The 22,783-nt window shown below is 59.0% G+C and carries 23 protein-coding genes; 16 read left to right on the top strand and 7 right to left on the bottom strand.

All coding sequences use genetic code 11. The features are described from left to right. Positions 1 to 157: 157 nt before the first annotated feature. A complete protein-coding gene (locus AC13C0_RS15215; protein WP_117619692.1) occupies positions 158 to 508 on the bottom strand; it encodes a hypothetical protein in 351 nt (116 codons plus the stop codon). A gap of 127 nt (positions 509 to 635) precedes the next feature. Between AC13C0_RS15215 and AC13C0_RS15220 the strand changes: the two genes are divergently transcribed. Next, positions 636 to 1,754, top strand: coding sequence for an AI-2E family transporter (locus AC13C0_RS15220; RefSeq protein WP_117620443.1), 1,119 nt, complete (start codon positions 636 to 638; stop codon positions 1,752 to 1,754). A gap of 123 nt (positions 1,755 to 1,877) precedes the next feature. After that, positions 1,878 to 2,291 carry a peptidoglycan-binding domain-containing protein gene (locus tag AC13C0_RS15225; protein WP_117620444.1) on the top strand — a complete coding sequence of 138 codons (414 nt, stop codon included), beginning with the start codon at positions 1,878 to 1,880 and terminating at the stop codon, positions 2,289 to 2,291. Positions 2,292 to 2,364: 73 nt separating this feature from the next. Here the strand turns inward: AC13C0_RS15225 and ilvD are convergent, their stop codons facing one another. Then, positions 2,365 to 4,200, bottom strand: a complete 1,836-nt coding sequence (gene ilvD / locus AC13C0_RS15230) for a dihydroxy-acid dehydratase (protein ID WP_117619693.1) — start codon at positions 4,198 to 4,200, stop codon at positions 2,365 to 2,367. 158 nt (positions 4,201 to 4,358) lie between these two features. Between ilvD and AC13C0_RS15235 the strand changes: the two genes are divergently transcribed. Both AC13C0_RS15235 and AC13C0_RS15240 read left to right on the top strand, forming a co-directional pair. Continuing rightward, a complete protein-coding gene (locus AC13C0_RS15235) occupies positions 4,359 to 5,615 on the top strand; it encodes an HDOD domain-containing protein (protein ID WP_117619694.1) in 1,257 nt (418 codons plus the stop codon). A gap of 52 nt (positions 5,616 to 5,667) precedes the next feature. After that, positions 5,668 to 6,246, top strand: coding sequence for an LON peptidase substrate-binding domain-containing protein (locus AC13C0_RS15240; protein WP_117619695.1), 579 nt, complete (start codon positions 5,668 to 5,670; stop codon positions 6,244 to 6,246). On the opposite strand, the gene AC13C0_RS15245 is transcribed toward AC13C0_RS15240, so the two are convergent. Genes AC13C0_RS15245 through AC13C0_RS15255 form a run of 3 tightly spaced genes read right to left on the bottom strand, consistent with a single transcriptional unit; the run spans position 6,243 to position 9,711 of the window. Beyond that, positions 6,243 to 7,703 carry a bifunctional DedA family/phosphatase PAP2 family protein gene (locus tag AC13C0_RS15245; RefSeq protein ID WP_117619696.1) on the bottom strand — a complete coding sequence of 487 codons (1,461 nt, stop codon included), beginning with the start codon at positions 7,701 to 7,703 and terminating at the stop codon, positions 6,243 to 6,245. The genes AC13C0_RS15240 and AC13C0_RS15245 overlap by 4 nt on opposite strands. Next, positions 7,700 to 8,698, bottom strand: coding sequence for a GGDEF domain-containing protein (locus AC13C0_RS15250; protein WP_117619697.1), 999 nt, complete (start codon positions 8,696 to 8,698; stop codon positions 7,700 to 7,702). Before AC13C0_RS15250 ends, AC13C0_RS15245 begins: the two co-directional genes overlap by 4 nt. Continuing rightward, entirely contained in the window at positions 8,695 to 9,711 is a 1,017-nt protein-coding gene (locus AC13C0_RS15255) for a GGDEF domain-containing protein (RefSeq protein ID WP_482954648.1), read from the bottom strand. The genes AC13C0_RS15250 and AC13C0_RS15255 overlap by 4 nt, the downstream gene beginning before the upstream one ends. A 176-nt stretch (positions 9,712 to 9,887) precedes the next feature. Here AC13C0_RS15255 and AC13C0_RS15260 point away from each other — a divergent pair, with 176 nt between their 5' ends. From AC13C0_RS15260 to AC13C0_RS15310, 11 genes are all read left to right on the top strand, one after another. Beyond that, the gene (locus tag AC13C0_RS15260) at positions 9,888 to 11,144 is read left to right on the top strand and encodes a glutamate-5-semialdehyde dehydrogenase (protein WP_117619699.1); all 1,257 of its coding nucleotides are present in this window, start codon (positions 9,888 to 9,890) and stop codon (positions 11,142 to 11,144) included. Between the two features lie 5 nt (positions 11,145 to 11,149). Beyond that, on the top strand, positions 11,150 to 11,800 hold the full coding sequence (gene nadD, locus AC13C0_RS15265; protein WP_117619700.1) for a nicotinate-nucleotide adenylyltransferase: 651 nt from the start codon (positions 11,150 to 11,152) through the stop codon (positions 11,798 to 11,800). 70 nt (positions 11,801 to 11,870) lie between these two features. Then, positions 11,871 to 12,221: a ribosome silencing factor gene (gene rsfS / locus AC13C0_RS15270; protein ID WP_099619416.1), complete on the top strand. Its 351-nt coding sequence runs from the start codon at positions 11,871 to 11,873 to the stop codon at positions 12,219 to 12,221. A 2-nt stretch (positions 12,222 to 12,223) separates the two neighbouring features. After that, positions 12,224 to 12,694 (top strand): 23S rRNA (pseudouridine(1915)-N(3))-methyltransferase RlmH, encoded by a 471-nt coding sequence (rlmH, locus tag AC13C0_RS15275; protein ID WP_117619701.1) that lies wholly within the window; start codon positions 12,224 to 12,226, stop codon positions 12,692 to 12,694. 9 nt (positions 12,695 to 12,703) lie between these two features. After that, positions 12,704 to 14,599, top strand: coding sequence for a penicillin-binding protein 2 (gene mrdA, locus AC13C0_RS15280; RefSeq protein WP_117619702.1), 1,896 nt, complete (start codon positions 12,704 to 12,706; stop codon positions 14,597 to 14,599). Beyond that, positions 14,599 to 15,741, top strand: coding sequence for a rod shape-determining protein RodA (rodA, locus tag AC13C0_RS15285; RefSeq protein WP_117619703.1), 1,143 nt, complete (start codon positions 14,599 to 14,601; stop codon positions 15,739 to 15,741). Before mrdA ends, rodA begins: the two co-directional genes overlap by 1 nt. A gap of 124 nt (positions 15,742 to 15,865) precedes the next feature. Further along, positions 15,866 to 16,759 (top strand): septal ring lytic transglycosylase RlpA family protein, encoded by an 894-nt coding sequence (locus AC13C0_RS15290; protein WP_482954649.1) that lies wholly within the window; start codon positions 15,866 to 15,868, stop codon positions 16,757 to 16,759. A 57-nt stretch (positions 16,760 to 16,816) separates the two neighbouring features. Continuing rightward, on the top strand, positions 16,817 to 17,983 hold the full coding sequence (locus AC13C0_RS15295) for a D-alanyl-D-alanine carboxypeptidase family protein (RefSeq protein WP_482954650.1): 1,167 nt from the start codon (positions 16,817 to 16,819) through the stop codon (positions 17,981 to 17,983). 30 nt (positions 17,984 to 18,013) lie between these two features. After that, positions 18,014 to 18,283 (top strand): HP0495 family protein, encoded by a 270-nt coding sequence (locus AC13C0_RS15300; RefSeq protein WP_117619706.1) that lies wholly within the window; start codon positions 18,014 to 18,016, stop codon positions 18,281 to 18,283. A gap of 5 nt (positions 18,284 to 18,288) precedes the next feature. Beyond that, complete coding sequence (gene lipB / locus AC13C0_RS15305; protein ID WP_117619707.1) at positions 18,289 to 18,927, top strand: lipoyl(octanoyl) transferase LipB; 639 nt, start codon at positions 18,289 to 18,291, stop codon at positions 18,925 to 18,927. Between the two features lie 77 nt (positions 18,928 to 19,004). Continuing rightward, positions 19,005 to 20,450 (top strand): ABC1 kinase family protein, encoded by a 1,446-nt coding sequence (locus tag AC13C0_RS15310; RefSeq protein WP_482954651.1) that lies wholly within the window; start codon positions 19,005 to 19,007, stop codon positions 20,448 to 20,450. On the opposite strand, the gene AC13C0_RS15315 is transcribed toward AC13C0_RS15310, so the two are convergent. Further along, positions 20,390 to 20,833: a YqaA family protein gene (locus AC13C0_RS15315; protein ID WP_117619709.1), complete on the bottom strand. Its 444-nt coding sequence runs from the start codon at positions 20,831 to 20,833 to the stop codon at positions 20,390 to 20,392. The two genes, AC13C0_RS15310 and AC13C0_RS15315, sit on opposite strands and share 61 nt — an antisense overlap. A gap of 271 nt (positions 20,834 to 21,104) precedes the next feature. On the opposite strand from AC13C0_RS15315, the gene AC13C0_RS15320 reads away from it, so the two are divergent. Beyond that, positions 21,105 to 21,359: a GrxA family glutaredoxin gene (locus tag AC13C0_RS15320; RefSeq protein WP_117619710.1), complete on the top strand. Its 255-nt coding sequence runs from the start codon at positions 21,105 to 21,107 to the stop codon at positions 21,357 to 21,359. 85 nt (positions 21,360 to 21,444) lie between these two features. Here AC13C0_RS15320 and AC13C0_RS15325 read toward each other — a convergent pair whose 3' ends face one another. Next, positions 21,445 to 22,707 carry a 6-phosphofructokinase gene (locus tag AC13C0_RS15325; RefSeq protein ID WP_482954652.1) on the bottom strand — a complete coding sequence of 421 codons (1,263 nt, stop codon included), beginning with the start codon at positions 22,705 to 22,707 and terminating at the stop codon, positions 21,445 to 21,447. Between the last annotated feature and the right edge of the window lie 76 nt (positions 22,708 to 22,783).

Consider the following 22,783-nt stretch of genomic DNA (forward strand, 5'->3'; position numbering starts at 1 on the left):
ACCTCCCTAATACAATCGTCGAGTGTCAGGATAAATCAGATGGAAATTTTGTGTGTTTGAGTTGCGTAACAGAGCGTTGCCGGTTTGAATCAGGAGGCGATGCCCGGCATCTGGCCAGGTATGGCAGTTCAAGGTCCTGTTGCCGGATTTGTACGGCTCATTTGTCCGGATCGACCAGTGGTTTGCGGTTGGAGCGCTTGTCTTCCCAGTCGAGCTCCTTGGGGTTGTACCAGCCGATGGCGTCCAGCACTCTCTCCCGTGTCTGCGGTGACAATGTAGGCCAGAGTTCCTGGAAGCCCTCAAGACCCAGTTCCCGCTGTTTCAGTTGCTTGCTCTGCAGGCGATTGATAATGCGGGGCAGTTGCAGAGCCTCGCCCAACTGCCCGGGCACCATCACGTCCTGGCCCATCACCTTGCGTCGGTGAGTCCGTGCGGCCAGTACCTTGCGCAACTGCGTGGCAGCTTCCAGGGCGGTTTCTGTGGTGAAGGTTTCCGGTTCCAACAACATGACCTGTTAACTGGTTGATCAATAACCGTCCACTATAACCCGAAGATGACTACAGTGGCCACGCCAGCATGGTAGGCTAGAAGTGCTTGCCATCATTCAGGACGATTTCCGGGGAACCGCCAGTACTATGTACGCAAAACTTGAAACACGGACTTTTCTTGCCTTGTTGGTGGGGGTCTCTCTGGCTTTCGTGTTTCTCATGAAACCCTTTTTCGGCCCTATATTCTGGGCCGTTGCGATTGCCCTGATTTTCCATCCGGTGCAGCAGTTGCTGGTCCGTAAGCTGGGAAACCGGCCCAATCTGAATGCGTTGATTACGCTCTTCATCTGCATGTTTATCGTAGTGATTCCCGTTCTGGTTCTGGTGACATCGCTGGTTGCCGAGGGCGTGGCGCTTTACCAGCAGATCCAGAGTGGAGACATACGACCCGGGGAGTACATAGACCGCGTCAATCAGTCTTTCCCGGCTATTCAGGCATTCCTCGCGCAGTTTGATATCAGTTTTGCCGAATTGAGAGATAGGGCAGTGAGTATTTTCGTGGGAGGCAGCCAGTTCCTCGGCAAGCAGGCCTTGGGGCTCGGCCAGAATACCTTCCAGTTTTTCCTGGGGCTGGCGTTGATGGTTTATCTGGCGTTCTTCCTGCTGCGGGACGGCAGTGCGCTGGTGGAACTGATCATTAGAGCGCTGCCACTCGGGGATGAGCGGGAGCGGTTGTTGTTTGCCAAATTCGCGGAAGTCACCCGCGCTACCGTCAAGGGTAACTTGCTGATTGCCATCATCCAGGGAGCCCTGGGGGGGCTGATTTTCTGGATTCTGGGTATCGGCGGGGCGTTGCTCTGGGGTGTGGTAATGGCGATTGTATCGCTTCTGCCAGCGGTGGGCGCCGCGCTGGTCTGGGTGCCGGCGGCCATCTATCTGGCGGCGGTCGGGGATGTGATCGAGGCGGCGGTACTGACGGCATTTGGCGTGGTGGTTATCGGCCTGGCTGACAACCTGCTTCGCCCGGTCCTCGTTGGGCGAGACACCAAACTGCCTGACTACATCGTGTTGCTATCGACCCTCGGTGGCATCGTGATGTTTGGCATTAACGGCTTTGTGATGGGGCCACTGGTGGCGGCACTGTTCATGGCGTTCTGGGGAATCTTCATACGTGAGTTCAGTGAGGAGGCACAGGTCGCGGAACCGGTGGCCGAAGAAGCTGTTGAACCGGAGCGGAGCGAAGAAACGGGGCCGGATGTCGGGTAGGGCGACATGCGACAAAAGTATGGTAGTCTCTGAAATGTTTGCCCCAGCCTGTGGAGATAGGCACCACATAACAAGAAAGAAACGGGTATCGATGAGATATCAGGAGTTAAGCAGGTGAGCACCATGAGAAACGCAACTACCCGACTGGGACGCCTGGCCGCTGCGGCCGTTATGGCGGTTACACTGGGCTTTGCCCCCGCAGCCTTCGCGGACGAGACCGTTGCACTCAAGAACGCACTTTACGGCGCAGGGTATGAGATCAACAATGTCAGTCCGCAAATGGATGACACAACCCGGGCTGCACTGACTAAATTCCAGAAGGACAACGGGCTTCAGGCCAGCGGAGTTCTGGACGAGCCAACGAAAAAAGCCTTGGGCATGATGTCGGTAAAGGTTGCGTCCTCGGCACCCGCACAGTCAGCAGGCGGTTCCGCCGCCACAACGCAGGAAGCGGCACCTTCCTCCACTTCGACGGCGGAACCGGAGCAGGAGGGCGCCATCGAAGAAAAGGACGATGGCGGCTGGTCTCTCTGGTAAGTCTGGTTCGCGCATAAAAAAAGCCCGCCGGATGGTCTTCCGCGGGCTTTTTGTTGTCCGGCTATCCAGTCTCTCAGTCGAGTTTGCTGAGGTCCCGGACGGCGCCCTTGTCGGCACTCGTTGCCAGCAGTGCGTAGGCCTTCAGGGCCGCTGACACTTTCCTGTCCCGCGGCAGTTCCGGCTTCCACCCTTTTGCATCCCGGGCTTCCCGGCGACGGTCCAGTTCGTGCTGGTCCAGCTCGACGTTGATGGTCCGGTTCGGGATGTCGATCCGGATGACGTCGCCGTTCTGAATCAGCCCGATCGCACCACCGGCAGCAGCCTCGGGCGAGGCGTGGCCAATGGAAAGGCCGGAGGTGCCGCCAGAGAAACGCCCGTCGGTCAGCAGCGCGCACTCCTTGCCCAGCCCCCTGGATTTCAGATAACTGGTCGGGTAGAGCATTTCCTGCATCCCAGGGCCGCCACGGGGACCCTCATAGCGGATGATTACCACCTCGCCGGGCTTGACGTCATCCGCCAGAATGCCGGCAACCGCCGAATCCTGACTTTCGAATACCCTGGCCTTGCCTTCGAAAACATAGATGCTTTCGTCCACGCCCGCGGTTTTGACCACGCAACCGTCCAGAGCGATATTGCCGAAAAGCACCGCGAGCCCGCCCTCTGAACTGTAGGCGTTCTCAACCGATCGAATACAACCGGATTCCCGGTCGCCGTCCAGGCTTGGCCAGCGGGTGTTCTGGGAAAAAGCGGTCTGGGTCGGAATGCCGGCCGGCCCGGCCTTGTAGAATTCCACCACTTCCGGCGTCGGGGAGCGCATGATGTCCCAGGTCTGGAGGGCTTCCTTCATAGTCTTGCTGTGCACGGTAGGCAGGTCGGTATTGATCAGCCCTCCGCGCTCCAGTTCGCCGAGAATGCCCATGATGCCGCCGGCGCGGTGAACGTCTTCCATATGATACTTGGGTGAGTTCGGCGCCACCTTGCAGAGCTGGGGAACCCGGCGCGAAAGCTGGTCGATTTCGTTCAGGGTGAACGGAACACCACCTTCCTGGGCGGCTGCCAGCAGGTGAAGTATGGTGTTGGTGGAGCCGCCCATGGCGATGTCCATGACCATGGCGTTTTCAAAGGCGGCCATGGAGGCAATGCTCAGCGGCAGAACACTGGCGTCGTCTTCCTCGTAATAGCGGCGCGCATTCGCCACAATCTGTCTGCCGGCTTTCAGGAACAACTGCTCCCGATCTGCGTGGGTGGCCAGCATTGAGCCGTTGCCGGGCAGAGCCAGGCCAATCGCCTCGGTGAGGCAGTTCATGGAGTTGGCGGTAAACATACCGGAGCAGGAGCCGCAGGTTGGGCAGGCGCTGCGCTCATACTCCTCCACCTGCTCGTCGCTGGCATTCGGGTCTGCGGCGATGACCATGGCATCCACCAGGTCCAGCTTGTGCTCGGAAAGCCTGGTCTTACCCGCTTCCATGGGGCCGCCGGAGACAAAGACGGTGGGAATGTTCAGACGCATGGCTGCCATCAGCATGCCCGGGGTAATCTTGTCGCAGTTGGAGATGCACACCAGGGCGTCGGCGCAGTGGGCGTTCACCATGTACTCCACGGAGTCCGCAATGATTTCCCGGGAGGGCAGGGAATACAGCATGCCGTCATGGCCCATGGCAATGCCATCATCCACGGCGATGGTGTTGAATTCCTTGGCAACACCGCCGGCGGCTTCGATTTCGCGGCACACCAGCTGACCGAGATCCTTGAGGTGCACGTGGCCGGGTACAAACTGGGTGAAGGAATTGGCAACCGCGATGATGGGCTTGCCGAAATCTTCGTTTTTCATACCGGTGGCGCGCCAAAGGGCGCGGGCGCCGGCCATGTTACGGCCTGCGGTGGATGTCCGCGAACGATACTGAGGCATGGCGTTCTGGTCTCTCTGTTGTTGCCTGACGACGTTGTGCAAAAAACAGAGGATACCAGATTAGACTCCAGGCGCATGGTTGTTTTCAGAAGCGCTGTTTACAATAGTTAACAGAGTTGCCAGACATTTTCCGGTTTGAACCGACAAGGAGTATGCCTATGGCTGGCCAGGAAAGCCTGCCGCTACGTCGCCTTAAAGAGTTTCAGCCGCTTAACCGGCTGACCGATGATCAACTGGTGCTGCTTGCCAGCCGTGCTGAACGAAGGACTCACGGTCCCGGCCAACGGGTTATTGAGCGTGGCGTCCGGGATGGCCTTGATTTCTTCCTGATTGCAGGCATGGTGGAGCTGGAATCGCTGGATGGTCGCAAGTCGGTCATTGAAGCGGAGACTGAAAAAGCCCATAACCCCATTGCCCGCCTCCAGCCCCGAATGTACGACGTGACGGCAGTCAAGCCGTGCGAATTTCTGGTGGTAGAGCAGGAGATACTCAATCAGCTTCTGAGAACGGCGCCGGTAGAGCAGGTTGAGATGGACTCCGGAGAGGGCTCCGATGGTATCGAAAGCGAGGAACACCACCTGCTGATGGAGTTCTACTCGGAACTGCGATCGAACCAGGTCAAGCTTCCGAGTGTTCCCGATGTGGCCTGGAAAGTCCGGCGGGCGGTCGATCGCGAAGAGTCCACGGCGGACCAGGTAGCACTTGCGGTGTCTGCGGATCCGGCCATGGCTGCGAAACTGGTTCGCGCCTGCAACAGTCCCTTGTACCGCGGATTCAGTGACGTCCGGAATGTCCGTGAGGCGGTAGTCCGGCTTGGCATGCGGACTACCCGGCAGCTGGTGACGGTGTTCTCCATGCGGGAAGTCTTCAAGACCCGCCAGGCTGCGCTGCAGAAAGAAATGGAAAAGCTCTGGCGCCATTCAAGGGAAGTGGCGGCCCTGTGCTGGGTGCTGGCGGACCATGCCACTCGCCTCAACCCGGAGGAGGCGCTGCTGGCGGGTCTGCTTCATGACATCGGAGTGGTGCCGATATTGGTGCAGGCAGAGCACCACGTGAATCTCTTTGCCGATGAGGCCAACCTGAACCATGCTGTTAAAGAGTTGAGATCGGACGTGGGCACGGCCGTTCTGGAGAACTGGTCATTCCCGCCAGCGTTCACTGAAGCGGTTCGGCATGCCGAAGACTGGGGTTACGAATGCCGTGAATCGGCTCCGCAACTGGTGGATGTGGTCATCGTGGCGCAATTGCACTCGATGATTGGTTCCAGCCAGAATGCCGAGTTACCTCCGTTCGACCAAGTGCCGGCATACCGGCGTCTGGGCGAGCTTGAACTCAACGCCTCCCGCAGTTTACAGCTTCTGACGGAGGCCAGGGCACGGGTAGACGAGGTTCAGCAATTGCTGTCCATCCGATGATTGTCCGGGCTTGGTAAACTGTGGAATCTGCCTTCCAGTGACTGTTGCACTTATGAATGTACCTCTGTTCCCCCTCAATTCCATCGTCCTGCCCAGGGGGAGGATTCCCCTGCAGCTGTTCGAGCCGCGCTACATCGATATGCTCACCCGCTGCCTGAAGGAGGACCGGGGCTTCGTGGTTGTGCTGTTGCGGGAAGGTGGGGAAACCGGGCCCACTGCCGCTTTCTATGATATTGGCACCTATGTGCGGATCATTGATTTCCAGCAGCTTGAAAACGGACTTCTGGGAATTATCGTTGAGGGGGTGTCGAAGGTGTCGGTGGTCCGCAGCTGGCAGCAGGAAGACGGGCTCAATGTCGGTGATGTGGAGTGCCTGATCGAAGAGGCGGAAAGCGAGGTGCCCCAGGGTTTTAGCGAGCTGCCTTCGGTGCTCCGGGCGCTGTTCCGGCATCCGGTAATCCGGGACCTGAATATGGATATCGACTACGGCGATGCCCGGGATGTGGGCTGGCGCCTGACAGAACTGCTGCCACTGGACAAGCAGGAGAAGCAGAAACTCGTGGAGTTGCAGGATCCGCTGGAGCGGCTCAGTCGCCTGCAGGGGCTGCTGGAAGCGCTGGAGGAGGGCTAGAGTCCGTGGCCAATCGGGCGAAAGTTTGTGATTGCCTCATCCCAGGAAAGTGAAATGTAGGTTACCGCGAAAAGCAGCCACAACGCCGATGCAACCGCAACAGTCACATCCGGTGCCAGTGGCACCCGGTCATACCGGCTGTAACTGGCCCTCACCGCCCCGGTTACCGCAAGGCCCAGCAGAAGCCCCCCGATAACATCCGTAAACCAGTGAACCCCCAGGTAAAGCCGGCTCAGGGCCACAGGCACCAGTGGGAGTGACAGGATGACGTAGGATTGCCAGCGCTTGCGGTTCCGGGTTTCGCCTGCAACAAAGCTGGCCAGCAGGGTGACCAGAAGGGTGATTCCGGCGGTGTGGCCGCTGGGGAAGGCGCCGGAATCCGGCGGACTCAGGACTTCGTCCGGCCGGGGGACTCCGAGCATGGATTTCAGGCCCCAGACCAGAAAAACGGTCATCAGGGCGGCAATCAGAACATGAACTGCGGCGGCATAATAGCCTCTGAACAGCAGTGCCACGCAGGCCAGGACTCCGGCGGCCATCAGAACAGGCGGATCGCCCAGCAGCGTGACGGCGATGAACGGTCCGTCCAGCAGCGGCTGGCGCAGTTGCTCAAACCAGTGCAGGGTCGCCTGATTAAATCCGTCCAGCAAATGAGTCATCGTGGCCAGTTGGCCCCAGATCAGCAGCAGGGCGGTGGCGCCCAGCGCGAGCATGAAGGAGGCCAGCGGGAATTCCCCCTCCCGGGCTGGTCGCTGGTTGGTGTAAAGGCGCCAGAAACGGTGAGTGGCCTCGTACTGCCCCATCCACTGTTTCAGCCATTGGTAAAAACGACCCTCTTCCCCGAGCCCGAGCTGAAACCGCAAGAGCACGAAATAGACGACGAGCAGCGCCGAAAGGCTGATGCCGGTGACCGCATAAAAGTGAGCTGGCGGTCGTATGCCGCTGGCCAGGGCGCTGCCCACCAGAAAGCCGGGGAAAATATACACCGGCGCCCAGGCGACCGCCGAGCCGATGTTGAATGCCAGAAAACGATGCCATGGCATCATCAGCGCCCCCGCAATCAGAGGGATCACTGGCCGTACCGGCCCCACAAAGCGCCCGATGATGACACTCTTGCCTCCGTGGCGACAAAAGAAGCGTTCGCCCTTGTCGATGATCACCGGGTAGCGGCTTAGCGGCCAGGCAGTCGCCAGGCGGCCCTGCATCAGGCGGCCCAGGCCAAAACTCACCGTGTCACCAGCGATCGCGCCCAGGCCCGCCCAGAGCAGGGCCTCTGGCAACGGCATCCCGGTCTCACCTGCCAGCAAGGCCACCGCAAACAGGATAGCGACGCCAGGAACAATGATGCCGGCAATGGCAAGGGATTCGGTGAAGGCTGTGGTAAAAAGAGCCAGTGCCAGCCAGCCTGGATGAATGCTCAACCAGGCCGACAATTCGTTAAGCCAGGCATTGCTCATGTTTCGATGGTTTCTCCGGGGCTGAACCAGACTGAATCCGGGCCTCGTTTGCGCGCCTCTTCCATGGCCTGATGCGCCCGCTTCCGGAGCATGTCGGTCCGGGTGTCGCCGTTGCCACGGGTGGTGCAACCCAGACTCACTGTTGCTTTCCCGACCACCGGCCAGTGGTGCTCGGCAATGGTCCGGCGGATACGTTCAGCAATCACCCTCACTCCTTCTTCCGGTGTGAATGGCAGTATCAGGAAAAACTCGGATTCGTTCAGGGTATACAGGGTGTCGCCGGCACGAATAACACCGAACAGATGCTCGGTCATGTGCCGGAAAAGCCCCTGAACCTGATCCTTGCCGTGCAAGTCGGCAACTTCGTTCGCGTAATCAATGCTCAGGTCTATCACGGACAGGGGGTGCCCGGTGGCGATTGCCCGGCTGATTTCCTTTTGCAGGGTTTCGTCCAGGAAACGGGAATTGTGCGCGCCGGTGACCGGATCGATGATGGCGAGATCCTCGGCAGACTGTGCCATGTGATCGTATTGCCAGATGTACAGTGCGGCGACTGAGAGCAGAATGAAGAGCCCCCCGATGACGGTGATTGCATCTGCCGGAGCCTGCCGCAGGAACAGGATGACCGACATCGGAATCAGCAGCAGAAGCGACAGTGCCACGCCCTGGCGCAATGGCAGAACCAGTAGGTTCAGTGCGACCAGGGGCATGGCCCAGTGGGAAATGCCAGGCGCATCCAGGGTCAGTAGGGCGGCCAGCATGCCGCTGTTCAGGCCCGAGAGAATGACCAGGTGGCCCGGAGCTGAAAGCTGGTGCCGGCGGCAGATGACCGTGTAAATGGCGCCGGCCAGCGTCAGGGCTGCCATGCCTGTGGCCAGGTAAAACAGCTCGTAAAAGCCATACCGGAGATTCTGCATGGCCAGTGTAAAGATAAACAGGCAGGCGATGCTGTAGCCGAAGGCGTGTGTCCAGGTTCTGAGGCGGGTTTCAGTCATGAAGCTGGCCCCTGTGCCTGCGGCTGGCTCGGTTGCGCCGGCTGCGACCAGGAGCTGTATGCCTGGCTCCGGTTACCCCCCTGTTGTTGGGCCCGGCGCAGGGCGTTGGCCGCACTTTGCTGAAGCGTGTTGGCGTCGTCTCCGATATTGAGCCCGGCAATGCCTGTACTGACTGTGAGATTCATACCGTGACTGTTCAGCAGTGTTGCCAGCCCCTTGCGAATGGTTTCGCCCCGGGCGATGGCGTCACTGGTGGAAATGCCCGGGAGGATAACCAGGAGCTGGAGATCAGCCACCCGGTAGTAGGTATCGAAATCCCGTATCTGGGAATGCAGATAGCGGCCGATGCGTGGCAGGATTGAACGGATATCCTCGTCCGGATCATGATCGCTCAGATGGGTGTCCAGCCCGATCATGATAATGGACATGTCCGTACCTTCCCGTTCGCTGCGCTGGATTTCCTTGTGCAGATCGGCAGAGAGGTATTCCCGGCTGGCGGCCTGGGTCAGCTCATCGGTCCGGCGCAGTGGCGCCAGTTGCCGGGTTTTGTATTCACGCAGGAAGACGAGCAGGCCAGACAGCAGTATGGTGAGAAGAAACGCACTGATCATCTGGTGACGGTCTGCCAGGCCGACTGCCCACTGTGTGGCAGCCATGGCCAGAACAACGATGACCAGGGTAATGAGTGCTGCTGTCGCAGGCGGAACAAGCGCAAAAGCAACGAGAGGGATGGCATACAGCCAGTGGCTCAGAACCCATGGGCCGGTCCAGAAACTGGTCAGAAGAATCAGCAGGAGAACCAGGAAGAAAGCCTGCTGAACCCGCGGCCAGGGTTGGTTTGCCCGGCTGGGGTGAAATGTTTTGCCCGCAATCACAACACCGGCGGCTGCGGCCGCTGCCGCCGCAACCATGGGTTCGCCCAGCGTGGCGCACAGAACCGCAATCGCAATCAGGGCCAGGAAGCCTGCCCGTGACAACTTGCTTAACAGGAATTTTTCGGCCATTTGGGCCATGGTGTCCTTCCTTTTCCTCAACTCCCTGAAAAAACTTTCCCGAGGTTTCCGAGTATGGCATACCGCAGCGGTATAATATCCGTTTGGGATGCGTACTTGAAACGGGAAAGGTAAAGTTAGGCACTTATTCCGGATTTCGCTTTGAAATAGCGCTTTGGAAACGAAAAGGTAACTGAATGGATATTGCAGCGTACATGGCTGAGGTGGGGCAGCAGGCCCGCGCAGCGGCAACACAAGTCGCGCGCTCGGCCACCGCCGTTCGTAATCACGCCCTGATGGCAACGGCAGAGGCCCTTGATGCGGCACGGGAAGAGTTGACTGTGGCTAATGGCAAGGATCTGGAACGGGGCCGGGAAAACGGCCTCGATGCGGCCATGCTGGACCGGCTTGAGCTTACGCCCACACGGATCGACGCCATGATCGAAGGGCTGAAGCAGGTGGCATCGTTGCCGGACCCCATTGGCGCCATTACCGATATGGCGTACCGCCCCTCGGGCATTCAGGTCGGCAAGATGCGGGTCCCTCTCGGTGTGATCGGCATAATTTATGAGTCCCGCCCCAATGTGACCGTTGAAGCGGCCAGTCTGTGCCTGAAATCCGGAAACGCCACCATTCTCCGGGGTGGTTCCGAATCGATCCATTCCAATCAGGCCATTGCTCGCTGTCTCGCGGAGGGACTGGCAAGGGCTGGCCTGCCAGAAACAGCCGTACAGGTCATCAAAACAACGGACCGCGCCGCCGTGGGAGAGCTGATCACCATGCCCGCGTATGTGGATGTCATCGTGCCCAGAGGGGGTAAAGGTCTGATCGAGCGCATCAGCCGGGATGCCAGGGTGCCGGTGATCAAGCATCTCGACGGTGTATGCCACGTTTACATCGACAGCCATGCCGATCCGGAGAAGGCACTGAAGGTGGCGGTCAACGCCAAAACCCAGCGGTACGGCACCTGCAACACCATGGAAACACTGTTGGTAGACAAGGAAATTGCGGAGGACATTCTGCCGCTTCTGGCACCGGCCTTCGCCGAAAGAGGGGTGGAGCTTCGCGGTTGTGAACAGACCCGTGCCATTGTTGAAGGTGTTGCCGGGGCGACCGAGGCAGACTGGGAAGCCGAATATCTGGCCCCGGTTCTGGCGGTGCGAGTGGTTGATGGGCTGGATGGCGCCATTGACCACATCAACCGGTACAGCTCGCAGCACACCGACAGCATCGTCACCGAGAATTACACCCGGGCGCGCCGGTTTATCACCGAGGTGGACTCCAGTTCGGTGATGGTCAATGCCTCCACACGCTTCGCGGATGGCTTCGAGTATGGCCTGGGCGCGGAGATCGGTATCTCCACTGACAAGATCCATGCCCGTGGACCGGTGGGGCTTGAGGGGCTCACGTCCCAGAAGTACGTTGTATTTGGCGACGGGCATATCCGGACCTGATGCCCATGCATGTGATTTATGGCGGAACCTTTGATCCGGTGCACCATGGCCATCTGCGGCTGGCCCTTGAAATCGGTGACCGCCTCGGGGTCGGGGGCGTCAGTCTCGTGCCCTGTCATATTCCGCCGCATCGGGGGCAGACCGGTGCGTCTTCAGACCAGCGTCTGGACCTGCTCAGGCTGGCGGTTGCCGGGGAGTCTCAGTTGCGAATTGACGACCGGGAGCTGGTTCGGGAGGGTGCGTCCTACACTGCCGATACGCTTCGCCAGTTGCGGGCTGAACTTGGCCCGGACGAGCCGCTGGTAATGGTGGTCGGCACGGATGCCTTTGCCAGCTTCGATCGCTGGCGGCAATGGCAGCAAATCCCGGACCTTGCCCATGTGGTTGTGGTTCGCCGGCCTGGCCCGGCGCTGGACCCGTCGGGCAAGCCGGCGCAACTGCTGGCGGAGCGGGCTGTGACAGGGCCACAGGTGCTGCATGGCCGTCCCTGTGGCGGGTTTCTTGAGCTGGATCCGCCGCTTCTGGACATCTCTGCCACGGGAATCCGGGAGCGTATTCGTGACGGCCGTTCGCCCCGTTACCTGGTGCCCGATCCGGTCTGGTGGGAAATTCGCCGCCAGGGGCTTTACGGCGCATGCCCCGGCGGGAACTTTTAGTGCTACAATCGCGTCTGAATATGACATTTCGGGCGGCCATTCCGGCAAACGCCCGTCCAACAGGGTGATTATGCAGGCAGAGCAACTGAAAGACCTGGTAGTGAATGCGCTTGAAGATGTGAAAGCACAGGACATCAGCGTGATTGATGTCCGTGACCGGACCAGTGTCACCGACTTCATGGTTCTGGCATCAGGAACGTCCAACCGACATGTGAAATCCCTTGCCGATTCCGTGGTTGTTGAAGCCAAAGAGCAGGGCGTTCGCGCGAGCAACGTGGAAGGTGCCGGCGTCAGTGACTGGATTCTGGTAGATCTTGGCGATGTGGTTGTCCATGTCATGATGCCTGCCACGCGGGAGTTTTACGATCTGGAGCGTTTCTGGCGCGATGCTCCGGATCTTGGTGTTGCAGGCAGCGAATAATCATGCGGTTACGCCTGGTCTGTGTGGGGCAGAAAATGCCCGACTGGGTCAGTACCGGATTCGGAGATTACGCCCGCCGCATGCCGCCGGAGCTGCCCCTGGAACTGGTGGAAATACCCATGGCTCCCCGGGGCAAGAATCCCGACATTCCCAGGCTGATGCAGCGTGAAAGTGACGCCATTCTCGCAGCGACGGGCCCGAAAGACCGGGTGATTGCGTTGGAAGTTGGTGGGCGGCCCTGGTCGACCGAAAAACTGGCCAGCCAGCTTGAAAACTGGCAACAGGATGGCCGGGATGTGAGTTTCCTGGTTGGCGGCCCTGACGGTCTGGCGGAAGACTGCCGGAAACGCGCCGACCAGCAATGGTCCCTCTCGCCGCTTACCCTGCCTCACCCTCTGGTGCGTATAGTTCTGGCGGAACAACTTTACCGGGCCTGGTCGATCACCCGCAATCACCCGTACCACCGGGCTTAGGGGGCTACTATGCCGTGGGGCGAGTTCAAGGATACGGCGGCGGAACGCCGGCTTTTCCAGCGCCGGACTGTGGTCGTGCTGGTGCTTGTTGTGCTGGCAATTGGCGGCCTGCTTGCGCGCATGTATCAGCTTCAGGTCGTGGAGCACGACGTTTATACAACCCTGTCTGACAAGAACCGCGTGCAGGTCCAGTCAGTCCCCCCGCCCAGAGGTCTTGTCTACGACCGCAACAACATCCTGCTGGCCGAGAACCGCCCGGTTTTCAGCGTGACACTTGTGCCGGAACGTGTTGACGGCATGGATGACACTCTCGGGCAGCTGGGCACTATTCTGGATATTTCCGGGGAAGACCTCGAGCGCTTCCGGCGCCGGCTTCAGGAACCCCGGCGGCCGTTCCAGGAAATTCCCCTTCGTTACGACCTCAATGAGCAGGAGATGGCTCGCCTCGCGGTGCATCGCCACGAACTCCCCGGTGTGGAGGTGAGTGCCGAGCTTGTCCGGTATTACCCGTACAGCGAGCTGACCGCCCATGCGCTTGGCTTTGTCGGCCGAATTAACCGGGATGAACTGCAGCGTATCGACCCGGTGAACTACGCGGGCACCAACTACATCGGAAAATCGGGCATCGAACGGTTTTACGAGGAAATCCTCCACGGCCAGGTCGGTTATCAACATGTTGAGACCAACGCCCGCGGGCGGACCCTGAGGGTTCTTGAGCGTGAAAACCCGGTACCTGGTGAAGACCTTCAGTTGCATCTCGATCTCAGGTTGCAACAACGTGCCCATGAGCTGCTGGATGGCCGCCGGGGCGCTATTGTAGCGATTGAACCTGACACCGGAGGCATTCTGGCGCTGGCCAGCGTGCCGGGATTCGATGCTAACAAATTTGTCACCGGTATCAGTGTCAAGGATTATCGTGAGCTCAGTGAAAGCAACGACAAACCTCTCTTCAACCGCGCTCTGCGTGGGCAGTACCCGCCGGGCTCAACGATCAAACCCATGCTTGCTGTTGCCGCGCTCGACAGCGGTGCCACCACCCGGGAATACACCATATGGGATCCTGGATACTTCCGTCTGAATGCAGGTGGCCGGCTCTGGCGGGACTGGAAGCCGGGTGGCCATGGCTGGGTGGATCTTAAAGACGCAGTGGCAGAGTCCTGTGACGTCTACTTTTACGAAATGGCCGTCGAGATGGGCGTGGACACCATGTACAACTACCTGTCCCACTTCGGCTTCGGGGAGGATGCCGCCCTGGATGTTTCCGGTGCACTGAGTGGCCTGCTTCCCTCGCGGGACTGGAAGCGGGCGGTCAAGAATGAGGCCTGGTACCCGGGGGATTCAGTGAACTTTGGTATCGGTCAGGGTTTCATGCTCGCCACGCCACTGCAGCTGGCCACTGCAACCGCCCTGATAGCAAATCGGGGCAAGTGGGTGGCGCCGAGGTTGCTCAAGGACATAAAGGGGGATCACCCGGTCGATGAATATTTGCCTGAGGAAACCCACGAGCCGCTCAAGCTGAAAAATTCGGGTGACTGGGAGTATGTGGTGGAATCGATGGTCGAGGTAATGCATGGCCGGAAGGGAACCGCCCGGGGCGCAGCCCGCGGCGCTCCCTACAAGATGGCTGGCAAGACCGGAACGGCTCAGGTGTTCAGCCTGGCAGAGGATGAGAAATACGACGCGGAAGAGATCCGTGAGCGGCTCAGGGACCATGCACTTTTCGTCGGCTTTGCGCCCGTGGATAACCCGAAGATTGCGGTGGCCGTGATTGTTGAGAATGGTGGCAGTGGTAGCGGCACGGCGGCACCGGTTGCCCGTGCTCTGTTCGATGCCTGGTTGCTCGACTACGCCGAGCAGCCGGAGGGTGCGCTGGTCAGCGGTGTTGAAGCGCAGGTGTCGAACTGATGGCTTTCAAGACGTTACTGGATCCAACCGCGACTAATCCCCTGGGCCGGCACCGGAGCATCTGGATGGCGTTGCATCTTGATCCGATCCTGCTGTTGTTGTTGCTCTTGCTGGTTTTTGGCGGCCTGTTCGTACTTTACAGCGGTGCAGACAGGAACCTGGAAGTGGTCAAGGCACAGGGAATCCGAATGGGTGTGGCATTCGTGGTGATGCTCGTGTTCGCGCAACTGGACCCGTCGGTGTTTCGCCGCTGGGCGCCCTGGCTCTACGGGGCCGGAGTCATTTCGCTGATTGCGGTCATTCTGGTGGGGGTGGGGGCAAAGGGTGCGCAGCGCTGGCTGGCTCTGCCGGGACTGCCCCGCTTTCAACCTTCCGAGCTGATGAAACTCGTGGTGCCCATGATGGCTGCCTGGTATCTCTCCAGGCACTTTCTGCCTCCGCGCGGCCGGCATGTGGCAGTGGGGCTTGCGATCGTTCTGGTGCCCATGGTCATGATCATGAAGCAACCGGATCTGGGGACCTCACTGTTGGTGGGGCTGGCGGGCATTTTCGTTGTGTTTTTTGCGGGCATCAGCTGGAAACTGATCGCCGCTTTTGTTGCCATGGTGTCTGTGTCTGCGCCATTGATGTGGTTTTTTGGTATGCGGGAATACCAGAAGCAGCGGGTCTTGACGCTGCTGGATCCCCAAAGCGACCCGCTTGGTGCCGGCTGGAATATCATCCAGTCCAAAACCGCGATTGGTTCCGGAGGGCTTGAAGGCAAGGGCTGGCTGCAGGGTACCCAGTCCCATCTCGAGTTTTTGCCGGAGAGCCACACTGATTTTATCGTTGCCGTGCTGGCGGAGGAGTTCGGTTTTATCGGGATGCTGGTTCTGATGACCATGTATTTCCTGATCATACTCCGGTGCCTGTACATCGCGGCCACGGCCCAGGATTCCTTCGGCCGCCTGCTGGCCGGCGCACTGGCCATGACCTTCTTTATTTATATCTTTGTGAATGTCGGGATGGTAAGTGGACTTTTGCCCGTGGTGGGTGTGCCATTGCCCCTGATCAGTTATGGTGGAACGTCGAGTGTTACCCTGATGGCCGCATTCGGAGTGTTGATGTCGATCCATACTCACCGGCGAATGATCGGCGCCTGACCGTAATGCCGTCAACCATGGCGGCCGGGTAATGGTGAAGGCCGCGGATAACCCGTTACAATGAGGGTAATGCTGCCGAAACTTTGATGACGGTGGCCCAGGTGATCAAGAGGAAATCCGGACTGTGAACTGCAAACCTTCCCTGTTGTTCGTTCTGGCGGTTGCCGCGGCAGTGATCCTCAGTGGTTGCGCCTCTGCGCCCGAGACGGATCATTCATCCCGCTATACCCTGGCGAATGACCGGGCACCTTCGGACAATTTTGATACCTCCGGGCTCAACGACGCGGTTCCGGTTTACGAGGCGCCCCGTCGTTCAGGGAATAAGTCTCCCTACACGGTCTGGGGCAAGCAGTATCGTGTTCTCGACAGCAACAACGGTTATACAGCCCGGGGCACGGCGAGCTGGTATGGCGAGAAATTTCATGGCCATAAGACGTCCAATGGTGAAACCTTTGACATGTATGCCATGTCTGCGGCTCACAAATCATTGCGGATCCCCGGGTACGCCCGGGTAACGAATCTTGATAACGGTCGCTCGGTGATTGTCCGGGTTAATGATCGCGGGCCTTTCCATGGCGACCGGATTATCGATCTTTCCTACGCCGCTGCCAAAAAACTGGGTTACCAGGCCCGGGGCACTGCGAGGGTTGAAGTCGCCGCCATCACGGTGAAGCCGGACGGCTCCATGTTTCTTGCCGGCAAGCCCTTTTCGCCGGAGGATGCGGCCGGACCCGCCGAAAGCCGGGTGAGGGCAAGCGGTGAGATGGCAATGGAGAAGCGTTCGCTGTTCGTGCAGCTGGGCTCCTTCAGTAGCCGCGATCCGGCCGAGAAATTGCTCAGCCAGGTAAGGGCAGTACTTGAGAACCCGATGCGGGTCAGAGCTGTCGATACCGCCTCCGGACGGTTTCACCGTGTTCAGGTGGGACCATTCCGGGATGAAGATTCCGCCAGGAAGACCCAGAGTCTCCTGGAGGCGCGTGGATTTGATCAGTCGATCCTGCTGACGGATTCACACTGAACAAGTCAAAAAAGACGCTGAAAAAAGACACACACCTAACGACGAACGAATGGACCCATGGCCTTAAAATCTGCTTTCCGAACACTATTTGTTGTCTTTGTACTGATGCTCGCCCTGACCGGCAAGGTAATGTCGCAATCGGTGCTGATCCCGTCGCCCCCCCAGATTGCCGGCAGCTCCTATGTCCTGATGGACCCGAAAAGCGGCCGGATTATCATGGAAGAGAACAGCCATGAGCGTCTGCCGCCGGCGAGCCTGACCAAGATGATGACCGCCTATATTGTTGAGCGGGAGCTGGACGAGGGGCGAATCTCCATGTCTGACATGGTCCCGATCAGCGTCAAGGCCTGGAAAACAGAAGGTTCCCGTACCTTTATAAAGGAAGGTACCCAGGTTGCGGTCGAGGATCTTCTCAGAGGGGTGATTATCCAGTCAGGTAATGATGCCTCGGTGGCGCTGGCCGAATTCGTTGCCGGCAGTGAAGGTGCCTTTGTTGATATCATGAACCAGCAAGCGCAGTTGTTGGGCATGAAAGACACCCATTTCGAGAACGCTACGGGTCTGCCGTCTCCGGATCATTTTTCAACCGCCTACGACCTGGCGATCCTGGCCCGGGCGATCATCAACGATTACCCGGAAAACTACCCGATCTACGCAGAAAAGCATTTCACCTACAACAACATCCGTCAGCCGAATCGGAATAGTCTCCTGTGGCGGGACAACAGTGTCGATGGCCTGAAGACCGGCCATACCGAAGAGGCCGGTTACTGCCTGGTGGCTTCGGCCAAGCGTAATGACACCCGCTTTATTGCCGTGGTCATGGGGACAAGCAGCACTGAATCCCGGTCACAGGAAGTTCAGAAGATGCTGAACTACGGCTTCCGTTATTACGAGAGTGAGCGCCTGTTCCGGGCCGGACAGGAACTGATCGAAGCCAGGGTCTGGGGTGGCCAGGCGGATGAGATCTCGATCGGCATGGCGGACGATGTTTACGTCACCATTCCCCGGGGCTCCAGGGACAGCCTTGAGTCGACGGTAGACCTTGATTCGGTGATCAAAGCACCCATCAAGGTGGGGGATGAGCTGGGACAGGTCAAGGTGTCGTATAACGGTGAAGTGTTGGTTGACCAGCCGGTACTGGCTCTGACCGATGTTCCCGAGGGCGGTTTCATCAAACGCATCTGGGATGCCATAAAGCTCTTTTTCGTTCAGTTATTTCAGTAGGGTGACTTTGGTCACCGGGAGTAAAGCGGCATGAGTCAGCCGAAAGCACCAAAAATTGAGTTTCCATGCGACTACGTGATCAAGGTGATTGGTAATTCTGCACCGGATTTCACTGAGTTCGTGGTCGAGGTCGTGGAACAGCATGCGCCGGGGATCTGCGAAACCGATATATCGGTGAATGAGAGCAGCAAGGGCCGCTTTTCATCGGTGCAGCTGAAAATCGTGGCCACCGGTGAGGCTCAGTTGAAAGCCCTGTTTGAAGAGCTCAAGGCCAGTGGCCGTGTGCACATGGTGCTCTGACCCAGATGGCTGAACTGATCGTCCGGTCCCTGGGAGAACAACCCTACCTGGAAACCTGGGAGGCCATGAAAACCTTCACCGCCAACCGGGATGACACCGTGGCCGATGAGCTCTGGTGTCTTGAACATCCCCGGGTCTATACCCAGGGCCAGGCGGGCAAGGCCGAGCATATTCTGGCGCCCGGTGATATCCCGGTGATCCAGGTAGATCGCGGCGGCCAGGTGACCTATCACGGCCCGGGCCAGCTGGTGATTTACCTGATGATCGATCTGTCCCGGAAAAAACTGGGTATCCGCGGCCTGGTGGACGAGATTGAACAGGCCATCGTCCGCACCCTTGCCGGACTGGGTGTGGAATCCGCACCGCGGCCTGATGCCCCGGGTGTCTACGTGGGCGATTCGAAAATCGCGTCGCTCGGCCTGCGCGTGCGCCGGGGCTGCTCGTTCCACGGGCTTGCCCTCAATGTGGACATGGACATGGAACCCTTCCGACGCATCAATCCCTGCGGTTACGCTGGCATGGTCATGTGCCAGGTACGCGATTTCGTTCCGGGTGTGACGGTTGCGGATGTCCAGAAACGCCTGGTGGAGCAGTTGGTCGGGGGCTTGGCCATGTGGCCAGTTAAACCCGGGCAACTCGGTTAGGCCGGCTCACCGGACTAGCCGTATAATGGCGTGAGCCGCCAAACCTGGTGAAATTCTCTGATCCGAACAGGTCATCCATGTCATCCAGACGCTCAGGAAATTCGGTCTCCCGCATCAAGACAGGCAGCTTTGAACGCCGGTTGAGCATGACGCGTGCCGGTTTGTTCGCTGGTACGCGCATGGCCTCGCACATGGCCACCAACTGGTTCAGCAGCAAGGAGAACCGGGAAAAGCGCCACCGGGCGATGCTTTCCAGTCAGGCGCGATTTCTGGTGGATGAGCTTGGTAAGCTCAAGGGCAGTGTGGTGAAAATTGGCCAGGTGATGGCGCTGTATGGTGAACATTTTCTGCCCGAGGAAGTGACCGAAGCGCTGCACACCCTTGAGGACCAGACCACCTCACTGGAATGGCCGGCGATTGAACGGGTGCTGAAGGCTGAATTGGACCCAGAGCGGCTTGCCGGGCTGGACGTGGACCCTGAGCCCATCGGCGCTGCCTCGCTGGGCCAGGTTCATCGCGCCCGGCGCCGCAGCGACGGACTCGAGCTGGTTCTGAAGGTGCAATACCCCGGCGTGGCCGAGGCCGTAGACAGTGACCTGAATGCCGTTGCCCAGCTGCTCCGGGTCGCCAGACTGGTCAGTTTCGGCCCGGAGTTTAACGATTGGCTGGAAGAAGTCCGGGAGATGATGCACCGTGAGGTGGACTACCGTCTGGAAGCGAAGACGACGGAAAAGTTCCGCCAGATGCTTGCCGGAGATCCCCGGTTTATCGTGCCGAGGGTTTTGCCGGAATTCTCAACCGCCCATATCATCGCCTCGACCTTTGAGCACGGCCACTCGGTCAGTTCCCAGGCCGTCAGAGACTTGCCTCTGGCACGCCGCAGTGCGTTGGGGGAAGCGGCACTGGAGCTGTTTTTCCGGGAGCTGTTTGACTGGGGTGAAATCCAGACCGACCCCAACTTTGGCAATTACCGGATCCGGATCGCCGGCGAAGAGGGCGAAGATCCCGGGTATGACCGCATCGTCCTTCTCGATTTCGGGGCTGTGCAGGTGTACTCGGACGAGTTTCTCAAGCCGGTGATCCAGATGATCAGGGCCTCTTACGAAAACGATCTGAAAGCGGTGATCGACGGTGGCGTGAAGCTGCGGTTCATGAGCCCGGAATGGCCGCAGGAAGTGCTGCAGAAGTTTGGTACGGTGTGTATGTCGGTACTCGAACCCCTGTCCAGCGACAAGGATTCCTGGCCGGATTATGCCGTCAACCGTCACGGGCAGTACCGCTGGAAGCAGAGTGATCTGCCTTCCAGGGTGGCTCGCCAGGCGGCCCGTTCCGCCATCAGCCGGTATTTCCGGGTGCCTCCCAAGGAATTCGTATTCCTGAACCGAAAGCTGATCGGGGTCTACACGTTTATCGCCGTTCTGAACTCCGAGTTCAATGGCGAACCATTGCTGCGCAAATACCTCTATGGTGAGGGTGACGATGCCCCGGATGCTTCCGCCACCAGCCAGAGCACGAAGGCGTAGCGGGTGCCCTTGCCGATAGCCACCAGAATAACGAAGTTCAGCCAGGGCACGCGCATAATGCCACCCACCAGGGTCAGCGCGTCGCCCCCCAGGGGCAGCCAGCCCATCAGCAGTGACCACTGGCCATAACGATTGAAACGGTTCCGCGCCTTGTGCAGCTGCAGTTCGCTGACCGGAAACCAGCGTTTGTGCTTGAAGCGGTCCACTTGCCGGCCGATAACTCCGTTAACGACCGAGCCAAGCGTATTGCCCAGCGTTGCCCAGAACCAGAGCCACCACCAGGAGTAGTCCTGGCTAATCATGGTGCCAAGCAGAATTTCCGAGTACGCGGGCAGCAGCGTGGCGGCGGCGAATGCAGTCAGAAATAGCGTCAGGTAGGCCACCGGACCCTCCTTGATCTGTGATGAACGGAATCTCCAGCACCCCGCAGGTCCGATTTTACCATGAAACAGTTATCGCTCCTCTTCAAGCTCTAAGCGCTCGTCAAGCTCTAAGCGCCTGTTGTGCCACTGCTCCTGACTATGGGCCAGCATTGTGGCGACTATGACGGCGATTCAAAGCATCAATTTCCAATTCCGGCTTGCCGTGTCATCATTCAGCCATTGTCTTTTACCCATCTCAAAATTTATCGTTACAGACGTTTGGGAGGTCTTTATGGAGCAGGTCACGATTTACGGCCGTTCAAGTTGTGGATTCTGTGTTCGGGCAAAGGACTTGTGTGAGGCCAGGAACATCCCGTATGTCTGGGTCGATATGATCGAAAAAGGCATGAGCAAACAGGACATCGCCGACAGCATTGGTCGGCCGGTATACACCGTGCCGCAGATCCAGGTGGGCAATCGGTATGTGGGTGGGTTCGATCAGTTCTATGCCTATGTGCGGGACCACGAAGCGGAACTGGTCCGTTAACCGCAGATACTGCCCCGCAGAATAAAAAGGCCTGGCAGAGGATTTCTGCCAGGCCTTTTTGGTGCTTACGATGAAGTCCGACAGGCTAGAGCTGGAACCCGGTTTTCAGCTTCTTCTCGGTGAGCGTGTTCTGCAGTCTGGCAACCCGCGGCAGCCCATTGTCGAACGGCGGGAAGCTCTCCCCGAAAATCAGGGGTTCCAGATAGTCCCGGCAATCCTGGGTGATGCCAAAACCATCGTCCGTGATGTAGTGAATCGGCATCTTCTTTTCCTGGTTCGCCACGTCACTCAGCGGCGCTTCGCCAATCTTCCAGCGGTAAGGCTTCGCCTGTTCGCGAACGATGGTCGGCATCAGTGCCTGTTTGCCATCCAGGGCCATTTCCACCGCGGCCTTGCCGACGGCATAGGCCTGTTCCACATCGGTGGCGGAGGCAATGTGGCGGGCGCTGCGCTGGAGGTAGTCAGCCACGGCCCAGTGGTACTTGTGGCCCAGGGCCTGCTTTACCATATTCGCCAGGGCGGGGGCAACGCCGCCAAGCTGGGTATGACCAAAGGCATCCTTGGCACCGGCGTCGGCCAGGAATCGGCCGTCTTCGTACTGGGCACCTTCGGAGGCGACGACAACACAGTAGCCATACTCCCCGACGCAGTGGTCCACGCGGGCCAGGAAGGTTTCGCGATCAAAGGGAATTTCCGGGAACAGGATAATGTGCGGCGGCTCGCCCTCGCCCTGTCCGGCCAGCCCGCCGGATGCGGCAATCCAGCCGGCATGGCGCCCCATTACCTCCAGGATGAACACCTTGGTGGACGTCTCGCACATGGACTTGATGTCCAGACTGGCTTCCAGGGTTGAGGTGGCAATGTACTTGGCTACCGAACCGAAGCCCGGGCAGCAGTCGGTGAACGGCAGGTCATTGTCCACGGTTTTCGGAACCCCGATGCAGGTAATGGGGTAGCCCATCTTGTCGGCGATCTGGGAGACCTTGTAGGCGGTGTCCTGGGAATCTCCGCCGCCGTTGTAGAAGAAGTAACCAATATCGTGGGCCCGGAATACTTCGATCAGGCGCTCGTATTCGCGACGGTTCTCGGAGATGTTCTTGAGCTTGTGGCGACAGGAGCCAAAAGCGCCCCCGGGGGTGTGAATCAGCGCCTGGATGGCATCATCGCTTTCAAGGCTGGTATCAATCAGCTCCTCTCTCAGCGCTCCGATAATGCCGTTGCGTCCGGCGAATACCTTGCCGATCTTGTCCGGATGCTTGTGGGCGGTCTGGATAACCCCGCAGGCACTGGCATTGATGACGGCGGTGACACCACCGGACTGAGCGTAAAATGCGTTCTTGATGGCCATCTCGGGCTGGAGCCTCCTGCTGGTTCGACAATGGCGCAGATGATACGCCAAACGCCGGCAATTTTCATGAGCAGGA

It is taken from the genome of Marinobacter sp. B-21, from assembly GCF_056857895.1.